Below are 18683 nucleotides of genomic sequence, written 5' to 3'. Positions count from 1 at the left end.
TTATTCTCCTACCAGTTTAACTTTATTTCCTAATAAAGAAGAAACTTGGCAAAGTGACAATACTTCCAATCCTTCAGATTCCAACTTCTCTCTACCTGGTTGGAAACTTTTTTCGATAACGATGCCAATTCCCGATGTTCTAGCATTTGCTGCTTGAACTAAACGATGTAAACCTAATGATGCTTCACCGTTTGCTAAAAAGTCATCGATAATAAGTACGTGATCATCTTCATTTAAAAATTGTTTCGCAATAACAACTGTACTTGTTGTATTTTTAGTAAATGAGTGGATATCTGTGTGATAATACTCAGACGTCATTGTAGATGGTTTCGCTTTTTTAGCAAATAAACACGGAACATCTAAATGTAACGAAGCCATAATTGCTGGTGCAATACCAGAAGCTTCAATAGTCAGTATTTTTGTAATCTTCTTGTCACTAAAATGATCAATAATGACTTGTCCAACTTCGTACATTAACTTTGCATCGATTTGATGATTTAAAAATGAATCCACTTTAAGAATCTTTTCATCGATGACTACACCATCTTCTTTAACCCTATCCTGTAGTGTCCTCACACTACTCGCCTCCTCATTTAGATTAAAAAAAACACACCTTAATCCTAGAAATTAGGTAAGATGAGTAAAAAATAATATAAAACCACACTATTTAGATAGTCTGATTCCAGTGTTATTCATTTACTCATAGTCGTGTCGTTTAAGGCAACACGGTAGAAACTTCTAAAGCCATATTCTTCAGATTATATGAGTTTTTAGTAATAAATTATTCATTGATAATAACAAAATATCAGTATTTTTACAATAGGCAAAAGCTTATTATAACGCTATTTAAACAGCATTTGAATAAACTGAATTGTTCAAATAATTAGAAAGCTATTATTTTTTTGTGTTTGAGTCGCTCGTACAAGGGTATTTGTGAATTATATTGTATTTTAGAAGACAATATTTATTAAGTTTTTAACATCTAGAGAATCATCACTATTTATCAGATTTTTACACATTACAAATTTATGGAGGTTTTAGTATGGGTAAAATAGAAAAGTTTAATAACGAAAGTGAATTACTGCAACGCATTGACCAATTAAAGCAAGAAGGTGCAGGAGAAAGTGATTTACAAGTCATCTCTGAAGAAAAGCTTGAGGATAATTCTCTAGACTACACAGATGTAAAAGTTAAAAACTCAAGAGGATCATTTAGTGATAAGATTACAGCTTTATTCTCTGGAGAAAGTGCTGAAGAAAGAGTTTTATCAAGCTTAAAAGTTCCAGAAGAACAATTAGATAAGTATAAAGCAGATTTAAGTAACGGTAAGATACTATTATATATTGATAATGATAATTTAGGAGATACTGACAACTACGATTCCGGTCATCCTAAAGATTCTCAATCAGGGAACGAACACTATGATGATACAAAACCATTTTCAAATAATGATAATGAAGAAACAGGTGTTTCTAAAGGAACAGCTGCTGGGGCAGGAGTAGGTGCTGGCGCTGCAGGTGCTGCAGCAGCTAGTTCGTCTAATCGTCACAATGAAGATGCGCAAGATCAAAATGAATTTAATCAAAGTGATGACGTTTCTAAAAATGATATTACAAACAATGATACAACTGAAAAAAATGAAACATCTTCATTCAATAAGCAAGCAGGAACAGATAATTATACAGACACTAACCGATACGGTAACAGTATAGGTGACGAAAGTGTTGCACATGATGATGTAGATGATTCTAATATTGCTGATAACAAAGATGAATTTAATCAATCTACTGGCAATCAAAATGACAAGCAAGCACATGATGATACTTCTACTTCGGCAAATCTAGCTGGTGCATCAGGTCTTGGGGCTGCTGGATATGCAAACAAACAAGCTGACGATGATTTAGAAGGTCAAGATGACCGTCAAGTTTATTCTAGTGATAACGAAAGAGATTTAGAAGCATTAAACAACAAAGAAACGACAAACACGAGATCTCAATATCGTGAAACGGATAACGTAAAAGACCAACAAAGCTTATCAAGAGAAGACGAATCTTCATTCTCAAGAGTTAACGATGATGATGTTGAAGCAGAGCGTTCATCATTAATCTATAATAAACCAAATGAAAGTGTTGATGCGCCTAATGCAACAAATGAAGATACAGCACGAGAATCAAACTTCTCATCTAGTCAAAATAGACAAGATACTAATATCAATGCATCAAATCAATCATTTAATGATCGTAATCAAAATATCGAAGATGAAGAATCTGTTCAACTACACGAAGAACGCTTAAATGTTGATAAAGAAAACGTTGAAACTGGGCAAGCTTCAGTTGATAAACGTGTCGTTGAAGAAAACGAAGAATTCGATGTACCCGTTGAACGCGAAGAAGTAACGATTGAACGTCGACCAGTAAATGAGAAGGTAGACGAGGACTTCAACGCAAACGAAGATGATTCAGTACACGTTCCTTTACATGAAGAACGTGTAAACGTTGATAAAGAAAATGTTGTATCTGAAGAAATCGTGATTAAGAAAAATAAAGTTCAAGATACTGAACATGTATCTGAAAAAGTAAGACGAGAAGAAGCAGATATTAACAATCCGACAGATGACCCAAATAGACAATAACTATAATATTTAAGACTGCCAACCGAGTCTCGGTTGGCAGTCTTTTTTGTGCGAAGTCTACCTCTATGAATATCTTATGTTATAATATTATAAAATATTGATTGGGGGGTTCATAATTATGAATTTTGAAGTTGTCACATCTATAGATGATCCATTATTTAAAAAAGCTTTAGAAATGTATGAAGATATTTTTAAAGCTGAAGTAAGAGAAGATCGTCACGTCTTTATTCACTCTTTAACATCAGATTATATACAAAAACATTATATATTTTTAGTTGGTTTAATAGATGATACTGTCGTAAGTTTATCTACAGGACATTATGAACCTACCACAAATTCAGCTTTTATCATTTATTTAATGACACATCCTGAATACCGAAACCAACGCGTCGGTGCACAAACATTAGAAAAAATTGAGAAAGAGCTTCATAAGCATGCTCAAGATGTTCATGGAAGAGATGCTAACATGATCATGCTCGAATCATTTGGCGTAGAAGTATATGATGATGAAAGCAAACAAGAAGATGCGATTATGCGAAAGAATTTCTTTAATAGACATGGTTATGAAATTCAACAAGACTTTCCGTATATACAGCCAAATCCTCAAAAATCATTACCGCCAACACCGATAGACTTATATATTAAACAATACTTACCACTTCAAAAAGATGTTATTGCTCCAAGTATTCGTTCTTGTTATATCAATAAATATATACACGGCAACGAAAATGATAGAGAATTTGTTTATGAACTCTTAGAATCTATGGATTTATAATTAATAAAATAAAAAAGCATATCACGCTACTGATATTTCTCAGTGAACAGCGTGATATGCTTTTTTATAGTGTGACGACTTTGAAAGTGCATGCTTGCCTAGATGTATGGTCCCAGCCCCTTAGTGTTATACTAAACGATACCTGTTCATCAATTCTGATACAGTCTCATCTCGTGCGCCTTCTGGATGTGTGCCACACCATAAATTCATATAATCTTTATTCCCCAATTTTTTAGACTGCCCTCTCATCGGCTGTGTTAATATATTTTGAATAGGATAAGGGCAAATACTGTCTTTAAATTGTTCAACATACCGAATATAAGGATTAATAATACCGTTTGCATATCGTCCACTAAATGTATTCGTAAGTATAATATCTTCTGATTTTGCATTTAATATACTTTCTTTATGCACCTTTGGAACACCACTTCCTCTTGTTGTTAAAAATGCTGTTCCAAGTTGTACAGCTGCTGCGCCTTTTTCGATATAATATTTTGCTTGCTCAGGTGTTGTAATACCTCCTGCTACAATAAGCGGTAAGTTTACTTTTTGATAAGTTTGACCGAAGAGTTCTTCTAATGTTAAACGTTCTTCAGGCAACGCTTGCTCAAATGATCCTCTATGACCTCCCGCTTCACTACCTTGTATCACAACGGCATCTACACCTATCGCTTCTAAAGCTTTAACTTCATCTAAATTAGTACCTGTTCCGACCACAATTATATGGTGTTGATGTAATTGTTGAACGAGATGTTCTGAAGGTAGTCCAAACGTAAAGCTAACAAGTTCCACACCTTTATCAATAATCACAGCTATCATTTGATCAAATGTGTTCTCAATCGAAACTTCTTTGACGGGTTCATAGTTTAATTTTTCAGCGATAGGCTCTAAAATTCTATTCATAAAATCGACTTTTTCTTGATTAACTTCTGGAAATTCAGGTACGAATAAATTAACGCCAAATGGTTTATGAGTCATTTCCCTAATTTGATCGATATCTCTCGCAAGTGTTTCTGGTGTCATGTAGCCAGCTCCAATTTGTCCAAATCCACCTTCATTACATACAGAAGCAACTAAATTCGGCGTCGTCACGCCTCCAGCCATTCCTGCTAGAAAGATTGGTTCCGTTATTTTTAATTCAGATAATAAAGTAGTCGCTTTCATTTACAAAACCCCCAAAAATAATTTTCAGCCATAAGCTAATCATTTTATTTTTCTTATAAATTAGTGCATTATAATCTCATCATACTAAAAGGAGAAATAAAATGACACAATCAAACCTTTCACTAACTGAAATTATTAACAAAAGAAAATCAGTTAAAGAATTCGACCCAAACTTTAAAATACCTAGAGAAGAAATAAAAGAAATGATAGAGCTAGCTACTAAAGCACCTTCTTCAATTAATCTTCAACCTTGGAGATTCGTTGTAATTGACTCAGAAGAAACAAAACAAAAATTAGACCACCTTGTACAATTCAACCAAAGACAATTACACTCTTCAAGCGCAATTATTCTTATTCTTGCAGACTTGAAACATGCTGACTACGTAAGTGATATTTATGAAAAAAATGTTGAACTTGGATACATGGATGAAAACTCTAAAGATTACTTCGTTGAAACAATATCTAATTTAATCAGCAACGCTGATGAAAGCTACTTCAACGCTCAAGGTTTAATGGATGTTAATTTAGCATCAATGCAATTAATGCTTATCGCTACAGACCACGGTTATGATACAAACCCTATCGGTGGTTTCGATAAAACAGCTGTATTAGAAGCTTTAAATATCGATACTTCAAGATACGTTCCAGCACATTTATTAGCGATTGGTAAAGGGGTTAAACCACCTCACGATTCTAGTAGATTACCATTAGAGAACATATTGGCTTGGAATGACGAAAGCAACGGCTCTATCGGTCAATAGGTTGCTTTAACATTTAACAATTTAGACACCCTACTTATCGACAACAAATGATTGTTGTCGATATTTTTTATATTGCAATCATTACCATAATCATGTAAAATTCACTTCTGTGAGTTTTATTTTTTTACTTAAAAGCTTTACCGCTTTAAAGTATTTATATAGTAAGGAAGGAATTCAAATGAAAAATTTATCGCAATGGTCATCAAATATTGGCTTTATTTTAGCTAGTGCAGGTTCAGCAATAGGTCTAGGAGCAGTATGGAAGTTTCCTTATATGGCTGGCACATATGGTGGTGGCGCATTTTTATTAATATTTATTATATTTACACTACTCGTCGGCTTACCTTTACTTTTAAGTGAATTTGTTTTGGGACGATATGGTAGAACGTACTCTACAAATATCTTTAAAAAAGTTTCTGGAAAATCATCGTTTAACTTAATAGGATGGCTCGGGAATTTAACAGTATTCGTACTATTTTCATTCTATAGTGTTATAGGTGGTTGGATCATTCTATATATTATACGTACATTGTTAGACAGCTTTGGATTAACGCAGTCACACGATTACGGTCATGTCTTTAATGATTATATTTCTAATCCATTATATTCATTAGCTAGCCAATTCGCTTTTATACTCTTTACTGTCATCATCGTCAGTAAAGGTGTCGAAAAAGGAATCGAGAAAGCATCAAAAGTAATGATGCCACTATTGTTTATCTCATTTGTCATCATTATTATTAGATCTGTAACTTTAGATGGTGCAGTAGAAGGTATTCAATATTTTCTACAACCTAAAATTTCAGACTTAAGTTCTGAAGGTATATTATATGCATTAGGTCAGTCATTCTTTGCTTTATCACTTGGTACATGTGGCATGATGACTTATGCTTCTTATTTAAACCGCAAGACCAATATCGTCAAAAGTGCTAATGCAATTGTATGGATGAACATCGCCGTTTCTATAGCAGCAGGTTTAGCCATATTCCCAGCAATATTTGCTTTTGGTTTAGAGCCAAATCAAGGGCCAGGATTATTATTCATTGTTCTTCCACAAGTATTTGACCAAATGTTCGTAGGTCAATTGTTCTATCTGTTATTCTTAATTTTATTCTTATTTGCAGCCATTACATCTTCAATTTCTTTATTAGAATTAAATATATCTAACATTACTAAAAATAATAACGATAATAGAAAAAAATGGTCTTATATAATAGGTGGTTTAGTATTTGTATTTGGTATTCCGTCAGCATTATCAAACGGACTATTACAAAACTTTACATTTGGTGTTGGAACCTTCTTTGATAACATGGATTACTTAGTCGCAAACGTCTTAATGCCTATCGGTGCATTGGGTGTTACCATCTTTGTCGGACACATATTTAACAAAGAGACCATCATGAAAGAACTGAATATGAGTGATACTAAAAAAGGTAGAATCTTTGTCAACGTATGGTATTTCCTAGTCAAATTTGTTTTACCTATTATTATCATCGCAGTATTTATTGGCCAATTATTATAAATCGATTTCCAAAATAAGACACTTCATATAAATAAAAGCATGTCACGCTAATCACGTAAAAATGACTAGCGTGACATGCTTATTTATTTTGAGTTGAACTCACTTATAATAATCCTAACCATTTCCAATAAGTCATACTCATCAAGATAATGAGCAAATAACCGATTATTGTTAATGGTATACCTGTTTTTATAAAATCTTTAACTGTGAATGTTTCAGTACCATACGCCAACATATTTTGTGGCGAACTAACCGGTAATAAGAATCCGAAGCTAATAACAAATTGCTGTATAAGTACAAATCCAATAGATTGATCACCTAGATTTAATGTTTGCGTTAATGCAATAAACACAGGTATTAAGGCCGAAGATAAACTTGTTGCACTGGCAAATCCTAAATGAATTAAAATATTGAATATTGAGATTAACGCAATTGTAGCTATAAGCGGCATATGATTAAGTCCCATCAATCCAAACGTCTTATCACTTAACCATTGTGCAGCTGTTGTTTCTAACAAAACTGTACCTAGTGATATACCAATCCCAAATACAATTACAGTACCCCATGGTATTTTTTTCTCAACATCTTCCCATGAGAATACACCAATTTTTGGCGTTAACATAATGGCTAATGCAATAATCGTTATGGAAGAAGAATCAATTGGATGTAATACTTTTTCTGTAGACCAGAATAGCAAGAGCAAGACAGAAATAATAATCAGTCTCCACTCTCTAGCAGTAATTGGACCTAATTCATTTAATTGCGCTTTTACTAATTCCGTACCGCCTTCAATTTCTTTTTCTTCAGGTTTGATAATCATGATCATGACGAAGTATAGAACAACTGACATGATAATGGACCAAGGAGCTGCTTACAAGAACCATTCACCCCATGAAATGTCTTGTCCCATCGATTTATTAATAAAGCCTATAGCGACTATATTTTGGGCTGCAGCCGTCTTTATACCGATATTCCATATAGAAACTGCATGTACAGCTGTAATAATCAATAACGCTGCTAATTTACTGTTTTTAGAAGTATTAAATGCTGCTATCATACCAAGTAGAATAGGTACTACTGCACCAGCTCTTGCTGTAGCAGAAGGTACAAAAAATGCTAATATAATTGCAACGATAATGGCACCTATAACAATTCTATTTGTTTTATTACCTACTATAGAAAGTACTTGTAGTGCTAATCGCTTATGTAAGTTCGTGACTTGCATCGCTGTCGCTAAAAATAATGCTGCAGCAACTAGTGCAACGGCTGAACCAGAAAATCCACTTAACGCCATTTGTAATGCATTACTAGTACCTAATAACGCATCCCCTTCTAATGCTTTACCATTTGCTGCCGGATTACCTAGAGCATCTCCTAAATTTTGCACTGGGCTAAATCCAATCAATACAACTATAAGACCGACAATCATAACTGCCGATACTGGATAAGTTACAGCTTCTGTAACCCACATAATAACTGCGAATGCTAAAATGGCTAACGCACATTTTGCCATAACGGGTAAATCATTTGGCGTTGGTAATAATAAAATTCCAATTAATAATACGAAACTAACAATAATCCAAATTGGTTTAAACGCTTTCTTCTCTATATCTTTTGACATTTGAAACAGCTCCAAATTTATTATTTATTGTTCTAATTTCCTAAATAATAACATATTTCTTATTTGTATATAATACTTTTTACAATTAATACAACAAATGCTTGAACTTTATCATAATTACATGTAATGTAATAAGGGAAGTGTGACGGTTGTCTGCCCATAGACAACCCTACCTATAAAACTACTGCCAAATAAAGGATGATATATAATATGTTAACGAAAGAATTCGCAGCTAAGGTCGGTCTTAGCGAAAAACAAGTTAGAAAAATTGTGCAACACTTAGAAGACAGAGGATATCAACTTTCTAAGACTGAATACCGTGGAAGAGAAGCAACAGACTTCCAAGAAGAAGATGTAGAATTATTCCAAGAAATAGCTGAAAAAGTTAAAGAAACAAACAGTTATGATCAAGCTTTTGAAACGCTAGAAAAAGAAAAAGACTTCTTACAAGTTCTAGTGAAAGATCAGCCAGATCAGCAATCACCTGAGCTTCAACAATTAATCGAAGAGTTAAGATCAGAAGTTCAACATATGCGTAGAGAAAGACAAATGTTAGGTGAAATGTTGCAACAAGTACATATCCAACAACAAAAATTGGAACAAACTTTAGCATTACAAGCACCTCAACAAACTGAAGAAGCTGTACAAACGAATGAAACGAAAGTTGCAGATAAAGAATCTTCACAAACTAACAGTTCAGAAAGTGTCACATCAGACATTACTTCTAAAGAAGCGGCAGAAAACAAAGAAGATACTAACATAAGTAAAGAAACTGTTTCTACTGAAGAAAAAATAGAGAAGAAACTTAAAGATGAAGATAAAGTTGAAGATAAAGCTTCAGCAGTTAAGACAGAACCTACAACTGACAAAACAGAAGAAGTTAAAGTAGAAACTAAAGAAGCTGATCCTACTCAAGAAGTTGCAGCTGACAAACAAGAAACAGCAGTTACAACTGAGAAGCAAGAAACTACAAATAATATTGCTGAAGAAGAAAAAGTAGATACAACTTCTACTCTAGATGCAACAAGTGAAGAAACTAAATTAGAAACAGAAGAACCAAAGAAAAAAGGATTCTTCTCAAGATTATTCAATATTTAATCCATTCAAAAAGGAGTTTGAGCTTATTGCTCAGACTCCTTTTTATTAAGATTTTGTAAATTTCCACTATATAATTGTTAAAAGAAGCGCTACTTTGTTATATTAAACTTTATATTAAGCTCGTTTAATTAACATTAACAATTGGGAGTGTTTCATATTATGGAAACATTAAATTACGAAGATATTACCAGCGAAAAGCTATGGCAACTAAACAATCAAGTTGTTAAAATCATAAAAGATGACTTAGACTTTTACATCAAACTAAATCTTAAAGAAAACAATGATAAATTAGTTGTATTTTCAAATGGTGCAATTGATCCTTCTAAAAGTAAACCACCTGTTTTTATGAGAAGTAAATGGCATGAAGACTTTAATGCCAATTGCCTATATATAGACGATAGAACAGTCCACTATAAGCAATTAAGGATTGGTTGGGGTGTTGGTAGAGAACAACGTCATTTTCTAGTAGACTATTCCGAAATTACCAAACATATAGCAGAACACCTTAATATAGAAGCTCATGATGTTGTTTATTGCGGCTCATCTGCAGGCGGATATATGTCTATGTATCTTGCCACTTTACATAAAGAATCGACAGCTGTTGTAAACAATCCGCAATGCTACGTTGATCGATATGATAAAGTAAATGTCGAAAAACTGTATAACAAAATATTTCCTGGACGCTCACGAGACTATATCAAAAAGCAATATTCACTTAGATTATCCATCACAAGTCTCTTTAGACATGAAAACTATGTTCCAAAAATTTACTATATCCAAAACAGATTGTGTCTGACAGATATGACAAGACACTATGAACCATTCTGCAATTTTCTTGATAAATACAACATAAATAGTATCAACATCAAATTTATCCTCTACAATAATAAGGAAAAGGGACACGATCCCATATCTCGTGAAGCCACTGTTGATTTTGTTAATAAAGTATTAGAAAATAAGCTCGCAATAGCTGACTTCTAAACAATATACGCCCTTAGGATACTATCCTAAGGGCGTTTTTATTCTATCCAAACCACCTCAATAAATGCTATTAAGACAAAATTTAAGATATTCATGTGAAAATTCAAAAATTAATAAAGCACTTTCATTAATATTTATGTTACCCTATACGAGTACTGTAAAAAATTGATAAATTCTTAAAGCAAAGGAACTCATTATGAAATTCACAAAAGAAGAATGGCGTAACACAAACTTTAAATTAGATATGGACACAAGTCATTTAAACCTTGAAGAAATCATCAGCTTAAATGACAATTTAACAAACTCTGAAATTAACGAAGTCTATTTACCACTCATTAATTTTTTAACAAACAAAGTTAAATTCCATAAAGATTACTCATTTGATATTAACAATAAATTACAAAACAAAGAAAACACTCCACCATTTATTATTGGTATTTCAGGTGGCGTTTCTGTCGGTAAAAGCACAGTTTCAAGACTGCTCTTAAGCTTACTTCAAGAATACAATACAGACTGGAAAGTTGATCTCATCACAACAGATGGGTACATTATGCCTAAACAAGAACTGATAGATAAAGATTTATTATCTAAAAAAGGATTCCCAGAAAGTTACGACACCAAAACTTTAATCAGTCACTTAAAACAAATTAAAAACAACGAACGAAACATACAAACTTACACATATTCGCATATCACATATGATCGATTAAAAGATCAATATCACAACATTGATTGCCCAGACATTCTCATCATAGAAGGTGTGAATATATTCCAAGTTAGTCCACATGAAGAAGAGCTCGTAAGTGACTATATCGATTATAAAATATACTTAGATACAACAATAGAAAACATGAAAAAATGGTATCTCAATCGCTTCTTATTGTTACAAGAAGAAGCCTTCCAGAAGCCTGACTCACATTTCTATAAATATCGAGACATCCCTCAAGAAGAAGCCATCACAATAGCTACAGACCTTTGGGATAATATAAACGAAGTCAATTTGATTAAAAACATCTTACCAACTAAAAATAGATCCGACCTCGTACTCTATAAGAATCATGCACATGTAATCGAGCAGTTGAAGTTTAATAAATTTTAGTGGAGAAAACGTGGAGTCTAATATAAATGAAAAAACATCTACACCTGTTAATACTATTAATAGTCATTGTAATTTCTGGCTTAAGTATTCTCATAGAACAAAAAACAAATATATTTCACAATTTATCGTCACTACTGTTTTTACAATATGTATTATCTATAGTCTTTAACCTTTTCCTGTTAAAGTACCTATTTAAATTTAAAAAAGTAGCACTCATGTTCAGTCGTGTTAACATTTTAATATGGTATGTTGTATATACAATTATTTTAATTGCCATTTCAAGCATTATTTTAAATATAGATTATTCAAGCTTAAGATTAAGATTAACCGAAGTTATACTATCCATACTATATTTATTTACAATGAGTTTTTTAACACAGTTTCTCATTTGTGAAACACTTAAAAAAATAAACTTTAAGACAGCCTATCCAATTTATATAAGCAGTATACTAATGTTGATTTTAGTCATATTCATTACACTGCCTATTTTCGTTAATTAAAATCTAAAACACCCCCTTAGCTCATTTGCTAAAGGGGTGTTTAGTGATCTAGTAGTCTAAAGATTATATTTCTACTTCTATTTTTTTCACATATACTGCATTACCAGTTATCTTAATATCATACTGCTTATCTTGCTTCTCAACGTGAACGATTACTTTGCCATTTTTTTCTATTTCTTGACCTTGTTCTATTACAAGTTCAAATGTTTCTTCTGCCATATTCTTAATATACTGAGCATAATATGCGCCCATCACTCCTGAAGCTGTTCCTGTTACTGCGTCTTCTGTTGTCCCGGAGTATGGTGATGAAAAATGTCTTGCATGCATATCTAAATGTTTATCATACGTTTCAAAACAGAATGGGTGTACAGATGCACGTGGTCTTTCTTTTAATATTTCAGGAAATAACTTATTTTGTGGTTTCATTTTCTTACAAGTTTCTAAATCTTTGACCGGAACTAATAATGTCCATGCTCCTGTACTTCCATAAACAATTGGGTATTTCATTTCTAAATCATGCTCATCAATCCCGATTGACTGCGCTAAGTCTACCTTAGAACCTTCAAATTTTTCGAATTTTGGTATTGCCTGATTCATCGTTATATAAATTTTTTCATCATATGTATTGATACTTACAGGAAGAATACCTGCTTTTGTCTCGATTTTAAAATCTTTTTTATCTTCTAAGTGTCCATTTATTTTCATTGCATACATAGTAGCCATTGTAGCATGTCCACAAAGTTCCACTTCATGACCAGGTGTGAAATATCGAATCTGAAGATCTGCACAATCAGATACTAGAGGAAATGCCGTTTCATTAAATCCAATCTTTTTTGCGATTTCTTTCATTTCATCATCAGTTAAATCTTCACTATTTAATACTACTCCTGCTGGATTTCCTTTATTAGGTTCAACACTAAATGCATCATAATGATATACCGTTATTGATTTCAAGAAGCAACCTCCTAAACTTTCAATAAATTTATTTAATATTTATTTTTAAAAATGAGTTTGCATTGGATTGAAACTCATAGTTCACTTGAACTTCTTCTGTAGTATAACCACGTTCATTTAAGGTATGTATAATTTTATCTAATTCTTCGTAGCGATCACCCTCAATATTAACGAGTGGGAATATGCGAATTTCTTCCTTAGTCACACGCAACATTTCTTCAAGTGTTTGAATATGAAAATTAAAATCAAACGCTTCTGAATATAAAAATAAAAAGTGAGCAGATAATAAAATATCAAATTCATTATCACTAAAAGGTAACTGAGGTAACTCAACGGCATGATACTTTTCTTGATACAGTTTCATATCTTTCACACAAGTATCCAGTGCTTCTATTCTATAATCTTTCAAATCATCAGTATCATTAAAAAATGTCCAATTATAATTTGATTTAGATTTTTCCATTTTATTAATCATGTGTTTAATATCTTCTTTACCCTTATTATATAATTCAACATTATTAAAATAATAAGCAATATCACAGGCTTCAACATCTATACCATTTTCTCTAGCCGTCGCACTAAACGAACACGCGCCAGCCGGACAGTCTAGAACCTTTTTGTTTTTAAGGTTTGCTATCGCTAAGTCAAACATATTTACGTATTCTTCAAAAGTTCGACCTATAAAGATAATTCGATCAATATCTAATTTTGTATTATTTGCTAAGTTACTCATCGTATCCTCCTATCAAAAACTTTTCCCAATGGTAACATAGTTACAAAAAGAATCATATTATCTTTTTATGATTGAGTTAAAGTACACATACAAGACCAAAACTAAAAGAGCTAAAAATATTCATCGATAATCTTGCTTAAGTCGAAAGTATGTACTATAATATTTACAAATAGCGGTACACATCTGCGGAGTGTACTTGAGGTTAACTGTTGCGACGGTTGCCTCTTTTTTTATGTCGATTTTTCTAGAAATATTCACACTCTGAGAAAAAATCGCGAAATTTTTATAAAAACAATCACAAAAAACCCCTCTAGCCTGATTGCTAGAGGGGTTTATATACATTAAAAATTATTGTTCTTCTTTAACATATGGTAATAAAGCCATGTGACGTGAACGTTTGATAGCTATAGTAAGCATACGTTGGTATTTTGCTGAAGTACCCGTTACACGACGTGGTAAAATTTTACCTCTTTCAGAGATAAATTTCTTAAGTAAATCTGTATCTTTGTAGTCGATTTGTGTAATACCGTTTGCAGTGAAATAACAAACTTTTTTACGACGACGACCACCTCTTCTTGGTCCACCTGCCATGATTGAGTTCCTCCCTTCTTTTTAAATTTTTATATTTATATTCGTTTCAATCAACTATTAGAACGGCAAATCATCATCACTGATATCAATTGGTCCATTAGCATTCGCAAATGGGTTACTTGATTGTTGATTATTATTTGACTGTTGATTTGAAGGTGCTTTTTGTCCTTGTTGCTGATTACCGCCAAAGTCTTGTCCATAATTCTGGAACTCGTTATTATTTTGGTTATTTGATTGGTTATCATTACCAGATTGACGTTGATTTGCGCCTTTAGGTTCAAGGAATTGAACACTGTCACAAACAACTTCAGTTACATAAACACGACGACCTTCTTGGTTCTCGTAGCTACGAGATTGTAGACGACCTTCAACACCTGCAAGACTACCTTTAGATAAGTAATTGTTTACATTCTCTGCGGGGCGTCTAAATACAACACAGTTGATAAAGTCAGCTTCTCTTTCACCTTGCGAATTCGTAAAAGTACGATTGATAGCTAAGGTGAAAGTAGCAACTTGAACGCCTGAGGGTGTTACTCTGTATTCCGGATCTTTAGTTAACCGACCGACTAATACAACACGATTAATCATTTAATCTCCCCCATATCTTAAAAGTTAAATTATTTTTCTTCTTCGCGTATAACGATGTGACGAATAATATCATCAGTGATCTTAGCTAAACGATCAAATTCGTTAATTGCTTCGTCATTTTCAGACTTAACTCGAACGATATTGTAGAAACCTTCTGCGAAGTCTTGGATTTCATAGGCTAAACGACGTTTACCCCAATCCTTTTCTTCGATGACTTCTGAACCGTTTGAAGCTAAGATTCCTTTAAAACGTTCAACGACAGCTTTTCTAGCTTCGTCTTCGATATTTGGACGTACTACGTACATTACTTCATATGTTCTCATCAATTTACACCTCCTTATGGTCTATGCGGCCTAACAACTTAGTATTAAGCAAGGAATAATTTTCATTACTCACAATCAAGAATTATAGCATAGAGTATTACTTTTTACAATCTTTTTATCACTCAATAGAACTAATAAAAATAGCCGCTTGTGTTAATCACAACCGACTATCTTTCAATATATCTTCAATTTTACACATTAAATCTAAAGTGAACGACGTCTCCGTCTTTCATAAGATATTCTTTACCTTCTAATCTTACTTTACCCGCTTCTTTTGCACCGTTCATACCATTATTATTTAATAAATCATCATAGCTCACGGTTTCTGCTCTAATGAAGCCTCTTTCAAAGTCTGTATGAATGATTCCAGCACATTGTGGTGCTGTCATGCCTTCTATAAATGTCCAAGCTCTTACTTCTTGTTCACCTGCTGTAAAGTATGTTGCTAATCCTAACAAGTCATATGAAGCGCGAATTAATTTGTCTAATCCTGCTTCTTCTACGCCTAAATCTTCTAAGAACATTTCACGATCTTCTTCGTCTAATGTTGCTAATTCTTCTTCGATTTTTGCTGAAATAACAATAACTTCTGATCCTTCGTTACTTGCATACTCTTCAATTTTTTGTACGTATTCGTTGTCTTCTGGGCTTGCTACTTCGTCTTCTGCTACGTTTGCTACGTATAGCATTGGTTTTGCTGTTAATAAGCTCAAATGTTTCACGATTACTTGTTCTTCAGGTGTGAATTCTAAGCTTCTTACTGGCTCGTTGTTTTCTAATGTCTCTTTAATTTTTGCTAACACTTTTTCTTCTGCAACTGCGTCTTTGTCTTTCTGTCTCGCCATTTTTATGACTCTGTCATAACGCTTTTCAACTGACTCAAGGTCTGCTAGCACTAATTCCATATTGATGACTTCGATATCATCTATTGGATCTACTTTACCTGATACGTGCGTTACATTTTCATCTACAAATGCGCGCACAACTTGGCAGATTGCGTCTACTTCACGAATATGTGATAAGAATTTATTTCCTAATCCTTCACCTTTAGATGCACCTTTAACAATACCTGCTATATCTGTAAATTCAAATGCTGTTGGTACTGTTTTCTTAGGTTTAACTAATTTCGTAAGTTCTTGTAAACGTTGATCTGGTACTTCAACGATACCTACGTTTGGATCGATTGTTGCGAATGGATAGTTCGCTGCTAATGCTCCTGCTTTTGTAATTGCGTTAAATAGTGTTGATTTACCTACGTTAGGTAATCCGACTATGCCAGCTGTTAATGCCATATGTTATTCACCTTGTCCTTTTTCAATTATTTTTTTTATTTTTTTATTAAATTCTTGTCTAGGTAGCATGATGCTACGAGAACACTCTTCACATTTAATTCTAACATCTGCACCGAGTCTTATGATTTTAAATCTATTAAACCCACATGCGTGTTGTTTTTTCATTTCAACGATATCATTTAAATTATACGATTTCATCATATGACTGCCTCCCGAGTAGATGATTACTGAATATTGTTAGGATTATACGAAACCATAGTTGGTATAGGTGCTTGTATACCTTCTTTATCGAAGAATGATTTTATTTCTCTTCTTAAGATTCTTGCACCCGACGTATGTTCATTAGGTTCTGTTTCACCTGCAATTTTTATTGTTGCTTCTCCTGCTGTAACGGTTTCTACACCTAAAATTTCTGGGTCTTTGATGAAGATTTCGTATTTCTCTTTAAGTGTAGGTAAAAATTCATTTAATTTACTTTCTACTTCGTTTAAATCTTCTTTAATGGATACGGGTATTTCCACGATTGCCATACCGTTATGAATTGAAAAGTTCACAATCTCATTCATCGTACCATTTGGAAGTATCGTTAAATCTCCTGCAAATGATAAAATTCTCGTAGATCTCATTCCTATTGATTGTACAGTACCTTCAGCAACAGTTGTACCCGTTGTATTAATTTTTACATAGTCTCCAACATCAAATTGATTTTCAAAAATAATAAAGAATCCTGTTATGACATCTTTCACTAACGTTTGTGCTCCGAAACCAATAGCTAAACCTACAACACCTGCACCTGCAATAATACTTTCAACTCTTATACCTAAATTGCTTAATATTGTTGTAACCACAATAAACCACACTACATATGAAATGACATTTTGTAGTAAGTTTACCATCGTTTTAGCACGCTTGTTAGACTTCCCTATCCTCTTAGTTCCGTATTTAGTAGTAAAGAATTTTTCAACAACTTTATGGAGAACCTTTATAATAATAAATGCTAATACAACATAAAATATTCCGATTAAAATTTGTTCTATCCATTTCTGCCAATTCTCAGGATTCATAAATGGGTCTATCATTTTATGAATGATATTCATAATTTTATCCAAAATTCTGCACCTCTTATTCTTCTAGCAATAATTCCATAATTCTCTTATATTCATCTTCAGAATTAAATTCAATAGATATTTTACCTGCTTTTTTTGTCTTTGAAATATCAATGTTAGTTCCATATTTCTCTTTTAATTGATATTCATGTTTAACTAAAAAGTTTGGCTTGCTCTTTCTTGCTTTTCTTGTCTTCCCATGATCATTAGCATTCAAAAACTTTATATATTCTTCTAATGCTCTAACACTCATGCCTTCTTTGACAATTTTTTGTGCTACTTGATTTAATTGATGTTTCTTTTCTAAACCAAGTAATGTTCGTCCGTGTGCACTTGATAATTTTTCTTCGTTAATTAAACTTTTCACACTTGGAGGTAAGTTAAGCAACCTTAAAACATTCGCAATATAAGATCTTGATTTCCCTAATCTATCCGCGACATTTTGCTGTTTTAAATTAAGTTCTTTCATCATCGTGGCATAACTCTTTGCTTCTTCTAAGGGTTTAAGGTTTTCACGTTGAAGGTTCTCTATAATAGCGAGTTCTAACATTTCTTCATCCGTTAATGCTTTAACAATCGCTGGAACTGTATCTTTGCCAGCTAATTGACTCGCTCTATATCTTCTTTCTCCAACTACGATGTCATAACCTTTAATCGTTTCTCTTACTACTATTGGTTGTAATACACCATGTTGTGAAATGGACTGCGTTAAATCTTTCAAAGCTGCTTCATCAAAATAATCTCTCGGTTGATATGGATTCCTTCTTAATTTGGATAAAGGAATTTCAACTATTTTATCATGACTCAGATTATAAGAAATCTTTTCAACAAGTTCATGATTTCTTTCTTTCATTTCATCACCACGTCATATCATCTAATTTGTTTCACGTAAAACATCCACAATAGATTATAACAATTTTGTTGATGATATGCACAAAAGAATAAT

General features: G+C 32.9%; 18 protein-coding genes, 1 pseudogene and 1 riboswitch. Of the genes and pseudogenes, 7 read left to right on the top strand and 12 right to left on the bottom strand.

Translation table 11 applies throughout. The annotated features are described in order from the left end of the window. Positions 1 to 576 (bottom strand): xanthine phosphoribosyltransferase, encoded by a 576-nt coding sequence (xpt, locus tag LQ598_RS09230; RefSeq protein WP_107556482.1) that lies wholly within the window; start codon positions 574 to 576, stop codon positions 1 to 3. A gap of 107 nt (positions 577 to 683) precedes the next feature. After that, positions 684 to 786: riboswitch (purine riboswitch) on the bottom strand. A gap of 256 nt (positions 787 to 1042) precedes the next feature. Between xpt and LQ598_RS09225 the strand changes: the two genes are divergently transcribed. Together LQ598_RS09225 and LQ598_RS09220 are read left to right on the top strand one after the other, a co-directional pair. Next, positions 1043 to 2632, top strand: a complete 1590-nt coding sequence (locus tag LQ598_RS09225; RefSeq protein WP_107558927.1) for a DUF2382 domain-containing protein — start codon at positions 1043 to 1045, stop codon at positions 2630 to 2632. Between the two features lie 118 nt (positions 2633 to 2750). Then, positions 2751 to 3407, top strand: coding sequence for a GNAT family N-acetyltransferase (locus LQ598_RS09220; RefSeq protein ID WP_016911838.1), 657 nt, complete (start codon positions 2751 to 2753; stop codon positions 3405 to 3407). Positions 3408 to 3533: 126 nt separating this feature from the next. On the opposite strand, the gene LQ598_RS09215 is transcribed toward LQ598_RS09220, so the two are convergent. Continuing rightward, positions 3534 to 4571 carry an NAD(P)H-dependent flavin oxidoreductase gene (locus LQ598_RS09215; protein ID WP_239745434.1) on the bottom strand — a complete coding sequence of 346 codons (1038 nt, stop codon included), beginning with the start codon at positions 4569 to 4571 and terminating at the stop codon, positions 3534 to 3536. A 101-nt stretch (positions 4572 to 4672) separates the two neighbouring features. On the opposite strand from LQ598_RS09215, the gene LQ598_RS09210 reads away from it, so the two are divergent. Together LQ598_RS09210 and LQ598_RS09205 are read left to right on the top strand one after the other, a co-directional pair. Then, a complete protein-coding gene (locus tag LQ598_RS09210; RefSeq protein WP_016911836.1) occupies positions 4673 to 5332 on the top strand; it encodes a nitroreductase family protein in 660 nt (219 codons plus the stop codon). A gap of 178 nt (positions 5333 to 5510) precedes the next feature. Continuing rightward, the gene (locus tag LQ598_RS09205) at positions 5511 to 6851 is read left to right on the top strand and encodes a sodium-dependent transporter (RefSeq protein ID WP_016911835.1); all 1341 of its coding nucleotides are present in this window, start codon (positions 5511 to 5513) and stop codon (positions 6849 to 6851) included. A 103-nt stretch (positions 6852 to 6954) separates the two neighbouring features. On the opposite strand, the pseudogene LQ598_RS09200 reads toward LQ598_RS09205, so the two are convergent. Then, positions 6955 to 8472 (bottom strand): annotated as a pseudogene (locus LQ598_RS09200) (DASS family sodium-coupled anion symporter). Positions 8473 to 8682: 210 nt separating this feature from the next. On the opposite strand from LQ598_RS09200, the gene LQ598_RS09195 reads away from it, so the two are divergent. The 3 genes from LQ598_RS09195 (at position 8683) to coaA (ending at position 11650) form a co-directional block, all read left to right on the top strand. Further along, on the top strand, positions 8683 to 9570 hold the full coding sequence (locus LQ598_RS09195) for a hypothetical protein (protein WP_107558929.1): 888 nt from the start codon (positions 8683 to 8685) through the stop codon (positions 9568 to 9570). 159 nt (positions 9571 to 9729) lie between these two features. Next, on the top strand, positions 9730 to 10551 hold the full coding sequence (locus LQ598_RS09190; protein WP_107558930.1) for a glycosyl transferase: 822 nt from the start codon (positions 9730 to 9732) through the stop codon (positions 10549 to 10551). Positions 10552 to 10747: 196 nt separating this feature from the next. Continuing rightward, on the top strand, positions 10748 to 11650 hold the full coding sequence (gene coaA / locus LQ598_RS09185; RefSeq protein WP_016912332.1) for a type I pantothenate kinase: 903 nt from the start codon (positions 10748 to 10750) through the stop codon (positions 11648 to 11650). Positions 11651 to 12213: 563 nt separating this feature from the next. Here coaA and LQ598_RS09180 read toward each other — a convergent pair. From LQ598_RS09180 to LQ598_RS09140, 9 genes are all read right to left on the bottom strand, one after another. Continuing rightward, positions 12214 to 13104 carry a PhzF family phenazine biosynthesis isomerase gene (locus LQ598_RS09180; protein ID WP_107592960.1) on the bottom strand — a complete coding sequence of 297 codons (891 nt, stop codon included), beginning with the start codon at positions 13102 to 13104 and terminating at the stop codon, positions 12214 to 12216. 28 nt (positions 13105 to 13132) lie between these two features. Beyond that, positions 13133 to 13837 carry a class I SAM-dependent methyltransferase gene (locus LQ598_RS09175; RefSeq protein WP_107558931.1) on the bottom strand — a complete coding sequence of 235 codons (705 nt, stop codon included), beginning with the start codon at positions 13835 to 13837 and terminating at the stop codon, positions 13133 to 13135. Between the two features lie 348 nt (positions 13838 to 14185). Then, positions 14186 to 14428, bottom strand: coding sequence for a 30S ribosomal protein S18 (gene rpsR, locus LQ598_RS09170; RefSeq protein WP_016912338.1), 243 nt, complete (start codon positions 14426 to 14428; stop codon positions 14186 to 14188). Positions 14429 to 14485: 57 nt separating this feature from the next. Further along, positions 14486 to 15016, bottom strand: a complete 531-nt coding sequence (gene ssb / locus LQ598_RS09165) for a single-stranded DNA-binding protein (RefSeq protein ID WP_016912339.1) — start codon at positions 15014 to 15016, stop codon at positions 14486 to 14488. A gap of 29 nt (positions 15017 to 15045) precedes the next feature. After that, positions 15046 to 15339, bottom strand: coding sequence for a 30S ribosomal protein S6 (gene rpsF / locus LQ598_RS09160; protein ID WP_016912340.1), 294 nt, complete (start codon positions 15337 to 15339; stop codon positions 15046 to 15048). A gap of 191 nt (positions 15340 to 15530) precedes the next feature. Next, the gene (gene ychF, locus LQ598_RS09155; protein WP_107558932.1) at positions 15531 to 16631 is read right to left on the bottom strand and encodes a redox-regulated ATPase YchF; all 1101 of its coding nucleotides are present in this window, start codon (positions 16629 to 16631) and stop codon (positions 15531 to 15533) included. Positions 16632 to 16634: 3 nt separating this feature from the next. Continuing rightward, a complete protein-coding gene (locus tag LQ598_RS09150; protein WP_103323404.1) occupies positions 16635 to 16832 on the bottom strand; it encodes a DUF951 domain-containing protein in 198 nt (65 codons plus the stop codon). Between the two features lie 23 nt (positions 16833 to 16855). Further along, a complete protein-coding gene (locus tag LQ598_RS09145) occupies positions 16856 to 17740 on the bottom strand; it encodes a mechanosensitive ion channel family protein (protein WP_016912343.1) in 885 nt (294 codons plus the stop codon). A 13-nt stretch (positions 17741 to 17753) separates the two neighbouring features. After that, positions 17754 to 18590, bottom strand: coding sequence for a ParB/RepB/Spo0J family partition protein (locus tag LQ598_RS09140; protein ID WP_107558933.1), 837 nt, complete (start codon positions 18588 to 18590; stop codon positions 17754 to 17756). Positions 18591 to 18683 lie beyond the last annotated feature (93 nt).

Source organism: Mammaliicoccus sp. F-M27, from assembly GCF_022387115.1.
GTDB classification, from domain to species: Bacteria; Bacillota; Bacilli; order Staphylococcales; family Staphylococcaceae; genus Mammaliicoccus; species Mammaliicoccus vitulinus.
Note: the sequence above shows the minus strand (reverse complement) of the source record. Positions and strands in the feature narration are given on the sequence as shown.